This is a genomic window from Ruegeria sp. O11, assembly GCF_056535285.1.
In genome coordinates, this window is the sequence record NZ_JBQERS010000030.1 from 1 (window position 1) to 8,098 (window position 8,098).

Below are 8,098 nucleotides of genomic sequence, written 5' to 3' on the forward strand. Positions count from 1 at the left end.
AACAAGAAGAACCACCAGTATTCTGAGCGTAAAGCCCGACCAGAGAACTGGAAGTATTTCGAAAAACACGTCTTAACGGCTTCACCAAATCCCATTTTTCAATCCTTTCTTGGTTTCTGCGCGACCTCAGAACGCCTCGCCGACCCAAAAGAACACATTCGCCCTTGTGGGTGCTCCCACCTACCTTTTTGTTTGAGGGCAGACGCCTATCGTACGAGAGCGTAATGAAGTTTACGCGCGGAAAAAATGTTGATTTATTAAAAATTAGATTCAAACATGTGAATTTGACACAACTTTCATTTTACCTCCGTTGTGATCGCTGTCGCCCGACTTGTCGGGCCCTACCGGCCGCTGGAGTGAGTGCTGGCGGTCGGAAGGCACTTTACAATGATTGAGCGTTGGGAGGACGCGATGCTTATACTTAGTGTACTCGGCCTACCTCCAGAATTCGCTCGAGCTTCTGCCATTGTCGTCATTCAGCCTTCACACGTTGTCGGCGGTCTCGGTTGTCAAAGTAATATAGCTCCGCCCGCCACCCCCCGCGACAAGTTGTTGGGAAGGGAAGTTACAGGGCCGAAGTATGTTTCATAGCCTGCTCTGACGCGAGAACTTCAAACAAGCCATCCAATTTCACCAATTTCAACGGAACCAGAGGGAGAAGAAAATGTCTAAAAAGATGGTGATGATTGCGGGCGCAACTTGTTTCGCACTGCTTGCGGCCTGCGACGATACGAGTACATCCAGTGCGTCCGCCGAACTCACACCCGCTCAGCAGGCGTGTTTGCGAGATGTAGCCAGCACAACGAACAATTCGCAAGTCGTGGTGCTCTCATCCGCGTTTAGCGAGGCGGGGACACAGGTCACTGTAGGCGTTGGCGAGGATCGTGCTCCTTGGAATTGCATTGCTTACAGTGATGGCACGACAGCTGGTATCGAGTTCCTGGGCGACGAAGGCGCATTGTGACCAGTCTGCTGCGTAGCCGAAAACGGCTGCGTAGCACTGGCTTGATTTGCTGAGGCTCGACTTGGTTTGTAGAACCACTATCATTGTATTCGCGATCCTTTACCTGTTGGCGTTGATTGCATTCTTGACGGGCACATTTGGCTGGTTGGGACAGGAAAGAGACCCTTTGTCCGGGGTGTTCCTTCTGCCGTTGGGACTACCTTGGATACTTGTAGCGGACTCGATCTCAGAGTCGGCCAAACCGTGGTTCGCGGCGCTCGCACCGGTGCTCAACCTGTTAGCGCTGGTCTTGATTTGCAGATGGGCACCTGGTTTGCGCCGGTAGTGAAAGCCGCGCTTATTCTCACCAAAAGGGAGGAAAACATGGGAAAAGTGATCTTGGGTATTGTGATCGGGCTCGTCCTCGGCGTAGTTGGGGCGATGACCTTAGGTGGCGGGGCCGCGGTGGGTGTCGGCGTTGCGACAGGCTTGTCCGCCGGTGTCTGCACCACATTGAAAGGAGCACAAGCAGAGAACCTGATCACCCCCGAGCAAGCGGATCAGATCCTCAATCGCGTAAATTCCGAGATGGCATCACTGCAAGGAATTGAAACGACAGACGAGGTCGTCGGCAGCGCACAGGCATGTGATGAATTTCTATCAAAGTTGAGGGATGCGAAATAAGGTTCCTGCCCACGAGGAACAGAACATCAAGGATAGACGAAAAGAGGACCTGCTTATGAAACGTAGCCTAATGAACCTTCTCACTCCTGTACTTGCGATCAGCGGAACAGCCGCGCTGGCCATGTCAGACGCCGACGATGCGTGTATTGATCATTTGCGGCAGGTTGGAGGACCAGACGGTCAATCAGGTACGATTGAAAGCTCAGAGTTCTCGGAAGCGGGTACGCTCGTCATGCTACGTGACGCAGGCGGAACACTCTGGCGCTGTATCGCGTACAAGGATGGAAGCATTGGCGAGATGTCGGTTGTCGAGGCGATGGATGATGGCGGTGGCGCCATGGCAGGCGCCGCCGGTTCTACCGGTAGCCAACGTGTCAAATTCGATGCCGGCTCCACTGGCGCTGAACTTGTCGGCCAACTCGCGCCCGGAGCGTCGCAGCAATACCTTCTCGGTGCAAAGAACGAACAGTTTCTTTACGTCCGCGTTGCTCCGCGAAATGGATCATTGGACTACGTCATTCGTAACCCCGATGGTTCTGAACTGTTGGGATTGATGTCGGCGGACAAGGAGTATCGAGGACAGCTTTGGCAATCCGGTGATCATGCTGTGGAGGTTATCAATCGCAGCAACTCTTCCGTCGACTACAACGTCATTTTCGGAATCGAATAGGTGATCAATCAGAAACCCTTGAACGCTAGTCCAAAAAAGCGAGGGAAACACAGATGAATCCCAAGGTCCTATTGGTGATCGGCACGACGTGTATTACTGCGCTTGTAGCATGCGACGAGAGTAGCGGATCAGTGGATGCAAGTGCACCAACTGTGGGCAGCCCTAGCGATCTTTCGTCATTTGAAGGGGCAAGAGCGGGACAGGCTGAAATGGGCATCCAGAGTCTCGGATTTGAACTCATCCGAAGCGAAGGGCTCACCTCGTACTGGTTTAACACGGATACTGGTGCATGTGCTCGGATCACAACATCTGAGGGAAGGTACTCAGATGTAGCTATGCTGCCATCAGGTGACTGCTGACACATTTTCATCGATCTAACATCCGCAATAGGGAGCACTAGTATGCATTTTGATCTGGCACATGCGGCGGTCATCGTTGTCGCTCTGATTGTCACAAACCTGGCATTGAAGTCGTCCGGCGTGATCAACGAAGAAAGCAAACACCAATGGAACTGGAAAGTTTTTCTGGCCTACTTCGTGGTCGTCTTTATCATCAATCTGGTGTGGCCGATTTAAAGCTTCAGGTCGGAAAGTCTATCCCGCACTTGATACGGCTGCTGAGAATGAGCCGCTCCAATAGATTACCAAGTGGGAAGAGTTTGAGCATAACAGGCTGAAAAATAGGAAGGAGCTGGCATGCGGTTTTTGACGTCCCTCATATTCATTGGTGTTCTGGCAACCGCGGCGAATTCTGACGTAACCAGTCGAAACGGTGGCCCAAGCAACAGTCAAATGCTTTCAAAGGGTGGTGACGGAGGTGTTGATGGCGTCGCTTTCTTTCGCCCAGTCTTAAGCGGAGTATTGTATCGCTCTGGTTTCAAAGGCGGCGACAAGGATCGAACGGGTCTGAGTAAAGTTCAACGCGAGACCCTTTGCGATGAAGGGTTTTCAACCGGGTTTTACGCAGACTTCGGCAAGAACACCGAATACGGCCGCACAAGTTGCGGAAACGGATCTTTCGACTATCAAAGCGCCAGATCCTCCCGACCCAGTGCTGTCATGGCGTCCATACACGAGGTGATTGAAAACCCTGGAAAGGGCCCTGTTCTGGTACACTGCATGTGGGGCGTTCATTCCTCGGGTGCATTGTCGGCAATGGCGCTCGTTCAGTTTTGCGGTTGGACGGAAGAAAGGGCCAAGGAATATTGGAATGATGCCCGAAACGGGGCGCCTTGTTCAGGCGGATGCGACAAGTGGATTGACTCAAAGTTCTCCAACTTCAGTGTCGACCCAAAGTTAAAAATCTCCACCGAACAACAGACAGCGATTTGCCCTAAATGATATTGGGAGGACTATCCAAATGAAGCTCAGTCTTCTAGGGTCACTTGCTTTCATCGCACCCACTGTCTTGTTGGCGAACGACGATGTTCTTGGTGAAGCCACGACATTTGAGAGTCCCAATGGCGTCACTGAACGCTGTATTAGGATCGAAAAAATTCCTACGGGCGAGTATAAGAAAAGCGATCTTGAGGAAGAAACGGCCTATTGCGAGATCGATTTCTATGCCTCCGAGATCGCTATTTGCCCAAAAACCTGGAGTACCAGTCCAGGAATGGCCGTCTACGATATTTCGGAAGGACCCTACAAGGGGAACCGTTCTGAGTTCGAGAGAAACGCTTGCAAAGAGGGGAAGGCGGCAAAAGATCTGGCCAAGGACAGGGTAGCCAAATTCAAATCCACCATGAACCAAAAGGGCACCAGTGGAACATTTTCCACCTCGTCGCTGCTTTACTATCATTTTTCTAGGTATTTTGACACGACTGTCAAAGTTCCAGTCGCCGTTTGGCGTAGCATGGACGCCCAAGCGCATTTTTCCGAAGTCGCAGAGCCTGGTCTTGTGATTTCTGGCGGCTCTCATGGCGGGCGCATGAACCATGAAGGCTGGCGGGTCTTCGCGGCTGCGGATGCCGACCCAAACTCATACCAACCAACCGATGATCTGTTCACCTCGGATCGAACGCAAATATACGGTGTACTGCTTGATAGTCCTGGGCATCGATACGGCTCGGAAATCAACGGCACCCGCAAGTCTGGTTGGGGGAAAGGCCAAAACCGTGATTTCCAGGAAACGCCTGCTTTCTTGGCTTTGCGTTCCTCAAAACCCCTGCCAGAGGCTATTGAAGAGGGCGTTAAAGAAGGCAGAAAGGACCGGCAGATCAACAAGGATCTCGGTCCTGATGTCAGTGATCAACAGATGACATTTTGGATGCAAGAAATTACGGAGATTGTTCTCCTCGATTTCATCTTTAGCCAGCAGGACCGCGTGGGAAACATAGACTTCACACCCTATTGGTATTGGGTCGAAGACGGAAAACTGAAGCATAAGAAAGCCAAGCACCATGAGCCAAACGATGGAGATATTCCCGCCGACGCATTATTGATCCGCCGCAGCAATCTAAACGACAACGATGCTGGAGGGCGGGTCGAGTATGCCAACTTCGCGAAATCCACTCAAATGCTGGAGAAAATGCGGCACTTCTCTCCAAGCACGTACCGGCGCTTGGTTGCGTTGAATAGTGACCTTCAAACACGAGGTGCTATTTATGACTGGTTGTCGCAGAGCCTAGGGTTGTCAGATAGGCAGATTGCCCAAGTTGTGAAAAACACCGCGTTGGCAACGTCCATCCTACAGAACAATTGTTCTAGTGGTGATTTGATGTTCGACTTGAACCCTGTCGCATTCTTTTTGCGAAACGACACCGAGGTGGCGGCATTAGACTGTAATGACCCGTAAGCGTTCTGCCCTTATTGCGGCGTTCATTTGGACCGCTCTGTTAGCCTGTAAAGCGGCGGCGTTGGATGTCATCGTCATATCGGATCTGAATGGCAGCTACGGTTCGGTGGTGTATTCTCCTCGCGTCGACAAAGCGATTGAGCGGATAATCGAGATTGATCCCGATCTGGTGATTTCGACGGGCGACATGGTCGCGGGACAGCGCATTCCCAACTTGTCAGACAAACAGGTCAGGGAGATGTGGAAGGCGTTTCACGAGGCCGTATCCGATCCTTTAGCGGCTGCCGGAATTCCATTTGCGGTCACGCCCGGAAACCACGACGCTTCTGCCTATCGCGGGTTCGAGCGTGAAAGAAGAATTTATGCGAAGGAATGGACACCAAGAAAGCCAGATGTCGATTTCCTGCTCTCAGATGACTATCCTTTCTTCTACGCGTTTGAAATGCAGGGCGTAACGTTTGCATCTTTGGATGCTACGACCCTAGGGCCGTTATCCGGCGACCAGCAGGACCGACTTGAGGAACTGGGGGCAAACGGAGACCCGATTGTCACTTTCAGTCACCTCCCTCTTTGGCCATTCGCGATCAAGCGCGAACGCGAAATCATCGGTGACCCGACACTTGAAAAAATCTACCTGGAAAGCGGCGTAGTTCTGCATCTGTCAGGCCACCATCATGCCTTCTACCCCGGTTGGAAAGACGGTGTGGCTTATGTCTCTCAAGCTTGTTTGGGGGGTGGCCCGCGGCGGCTTATTGGCGATAGCGCCAGATCACCTCACAGCTTCACTCATGTTACGTTCCAGCCGAACGGAGAGTTTGGGATAGCGGTATATCGAGGGCCTGATTTCGAAAGGTCGGTAAACTTCAAGTCGCTCCCGAAAGAGATCAGATCCCCAAATGCGGTTTTGAAGCGCTTAGACCTTGTGAAATGACTAGAGGTTGAGTTTCAGCTCAACTTTTTCAGGGACCAGATCGTTTACCATCTCTTCGATCCGAGCTTCTGAAAGTCCGCCCGAGGTAATGAATAGCAAAGAAACGCGAGATTTGCCAGGAACGTGGTGTTTTCTGACCAGCTTCCAGCCAGCGTCTGCGGCCATGGCTTCAATGTCTCCGCTGACTTTCAATGAATGCTCTTCGTCTGAAGCCTTGAGCGAAATTTCCACGCCCTTGTTCCGCCCACCGAGCCAAATGAAACACCAACATACAACCGCCACCAGTGTGGCCATCAAGGGCAAGCCCAGCCCTACCGCGAGCCCAAGCACGGTCACTATAATCATTTCCACCGTGTCGACCGGGTCATCCATATTTGATCGGAACCTCAACAGGGCTCCTATTCCAAAGATCACGAACCCGATCATTGATCCGTGCTGGACTACCAAGAATCCAACCGCCATGCCGACAAGCGCGTATAAGAAGAACAGCCTCGGCATCATGATATCACTGACACTTCTGCGGGCTCTCCGCCTCACAGGGTGATAAACGATCAGTCCAGTCAATATGACAGTTACGATGACGTCGAAAGTAAAGAAAAACAGTTCCTGTTTGCCCCGAAACTGTATCCAACGTCGTTCGATAAGTACTTCTGACTCCGAAGTACCGGCCAACATGGTCGCGGGGTCGACTTGTGACACCGCAGCGCCTGGCAACAGCACCATCAATAGCACGGCCATGAGTGGGAAAGTCTTGTTCAACTTGTCTTCCTTCCTGCTCACTTCGAAGGCTTACGCTTCACCAAATGCACATCGTGCCCCATTCAATTCAATCGCAACAGGCGGGATAAGGTAAAGAGATTTCCGTGCATTCTTCGGACATCGCATCCGGACTGTGATACGAACGCTGATACGTGGATATGGTCCAAGCGCGAGAAAATCCAATGTCAGAACACAAGTTGCCTCGGTCGAAACTTGGGTTTTCACGGTGCTTCCTCAAGCTTGGGACACTGGCTTCATTTGCAAGCGCTACTGTTGCATTTCTGGCATGGAGCGAGCTCGCCCATGCCGAGAGTCCTGGCTTGACACTCGTCGACTCCTTCAAGGTGGCGGATAAATCGGACGGCTTCTCGGAGCCTTCCGGATTGTCTCTGTCCAACGCTGAGGGCTTCTTGTGGTCAGTCAGCGACGCTGAACCTAAACTGCACCTACTTGGAATAGACGGGGTACTGGGAAACTCTTTCAAGCTGCCTTCGTCGTCGGGATCAGATCTGGAGGGTGTCGTATCACGAAAAGATGGGTCTGTTTTAGTGCTTCAGGAAACTGATCGATCAATTCTAGTCCTCCACCCGACCGACCCCATTCAACTGACAACAGTTCGACTTGCTGCCCTCAAGGGTTACTCTGCCGCTGCTGAGATGCTCGTCGGCAATCCATTGAACAAGGGACCTGAGGGCATCACCGTCGATCCGGACACCGGCCGAGTATTCGTGGTTATCGAAGGTCAGCCGCGGCTGTTGTTGGTATTATCACCAGAGCTGACTGAGATTGAGGAAATCATCCCTTTGGATCGCGAATCTGGTTTTATGTCTGATCGCGTAAAGGATGATGAACTGGATTTGAGTGGCCTGGCATGGTCCCGGTCCTCACGTTCTCTTTGGATTGTGAGTGACAAAAGCCGTCAGATCTTCGTCTACAATCCAGAGTCCAAGTCCGTGAAGCCTATCCGCTTGATGTTCACAGAAGATGGAAAACAAAAGGAAGTTAAACATCCCGAAGGAATCGCTCTCGATGAGGCCAAAGGGCTTCTCTATATCCTGACAGACGATGCTAAGAAATCGCGGCTTTATGTTTTTGAGCAACCGGAGTTGTGAGGACTGTCCTACTAGTTCTCTACTCTAAATGGTTAAAATGCGGGGTTGTGTAATTGAGCGCCGTCGTATGTGCAGCGTATTAAGTAAATCTGCGCTCTGGTCGCTGTGTATCTCGAAAGCACCAGTCGTGATCAAATTTGAGTACCGGTAAGCTCAGACATTCAAACCTCGTAATAGGATTGGGTTTTAACATGCTCAATCATGCT

General features: G+C 51.6%; 8 protein-coding genes. 7 read left to right on the plus strand and 1 reads right to left on the minus strand.

The features are described from left to right. The first annotated feature begins 664 nt into the window (after positions 1-664). From ACRZ91_RS21940 to ACRZ91_RS21965, 6 genes are all read left to right on the plus strand, one after another. A complete protein-coding gene (locus tag ACRZ91_RS21940) occupies positions 665-964 on the plus strand; it encodes a hypothetical protein (protein WP_170790054.1) in 300 nt (99 codons plus the stop codon). Positions 965-1,327: 363 nt separating this feature from the next. Beyond that, complete coding sequence (locus tag ACRZ91_RS21945) at positions 1,328-1,627, plus strand: hypothetical protein (RefSeq protein WP_171237080.1); 300 nt, start codon at positions 1,328-1,330, stop codon at positions 1,625-1,627. Between the two features lie 55 nt (positions 1,628-1,682). Beyond that, positions 1,683-2,297: a hypothetical protein gene (locus ACRZ91_RS21950; RefSeq protein ID WP_170782357.1), complete on the plus strand. Its 615-nt coding sequence runs from the start codon at positions 1,683-1,685 to the stop codon at positions 2,295-2,297. A 401-nt stretch (positions 2,298-2,698) separates the two neighbouring features. Then, the gene (locus ACRZ91_RS21955) at positions 2,699-2,872 is read left to right on the plus strand and encodes a hypothetical protein (protein ID WP_170493938.1); all 174 of its coding nucleotides are present in this window, start codon (positions 2,699-2,701) and stop codon (positions 2,870-2,872) included. A 784-nt stretch (positions 2,873-3,656) separates the two neighbouring features. Next, positions 3,657-5,090, plus strand: coding sequence for a hypothetical protein (locus tag ACRZ91_RS21960; protein ID WP_170782359.1), 1,434 nt, complete (start codon positions 3,657-3,659; stop codon positions 5,088-5,090). Beyond that, positions 5,080-6,021 (plus strand): metallophosphoesterase, encoded by a 942-nt coding sequence (locus ACRZ91_RS21965; RefSeq protein WP_170782360.1) that lies wholly within the window; start codon positions 5,080-5,082, stop codon positions 6,019-6,021. Before ACRZ91_RS21960 ends, ACRZ91_RS21965 begins: the two co-directional genes overlap by 11 nt. On the opposite strand, the gene ACRZ91_RS21970 is transcribed toward ACRZ91_RS21965, so the two are convergent. Further along, positions 6,022-6,780: a hypothetical protein gene (locus ACRZ91_RS21970; RefSeq protein ID WP_480908613.1), complete on the minus strand. Its 759-nt coding sequence runs from the start codon at positions 6,778-6,780 to the stop codon at positions 6,022-6,024. Between the two features lie 182 nt (positions 6,781-6,962). Here ACRZ91_RS21970 and ACRZ91_RS21975 point away from each other — a divergent pair, with 182 nt between their 5' ends. Next, on the plus strand, positions 6,963-7,892 hold the full coding sequence (locus ACRZ91_RS21975) for an SdiA-regulated domain-containing protein (RefSeq protein ID WP_480908615.1): 930 nt from the start codon (positions 6,963-6,965) through the stop codon (positions 7,890-7,892). Positions 7,893-8,098: the final 206 nt, after the last annotated feature.

What these genes read in the sequence shown, in the direction of transcription:
- ACRZ91_RS21940 (WP_170790054.1), top strand. Translation starts at nt 665, where the DNA reads ATGTCTAAAAAGATGGTGATGATTGCGGGCGCAACTTGTTTCGCACTG.
- ACRZ91_RS21945 (WP_171237080.1), top strand. Translation starts at nt 1,328, where the DNA reads ATGGGAAAAGTGATCTTGGGTATTGTGATCGGGCTCGTCCTCGGCGTA.
- ACRZ91_RS21950 (WP_170782357.1), top strand. Translation starts at nt 1,683, where the DNA reads ATGAAACGTAGCCTAATGAACCTTCTCACTCCTGTACTTGCGATCAGC.
- ACRZ91_RS21955 (WP_170493938.1), top strand. Translation starts at nt 2,699, where the DNA reads ATGCATTTTGATCTGGCACATGCGGCGGTCATCGTTGTCGCTCTGATT.
- ACRZ91_RS21960 (WP_170782359.1), top strand. Translation starts at nt 3,657, where the DNA reads ATGAAGCTCAGTCTTCTAGGGTCACTTGCTTTCATCGCACCCACTGTC.
- ACRZ91_RS21965 (WP_170782360.1), top strand. Translation starts at nt 5,080, where the DNA reads ATGACCCGTAAGCGTTCTGCCCTTATTGCGGCGTTCATTTGGACCGCT.
- ACRZ91_RS21975 (WP_480908615.1), top strand. Translation starts at nt 6,963, where the DNA reads ATGTCAGAACACAAGTTGCCTCGGTCGAAACTTGGGTTTTCACGGTGC.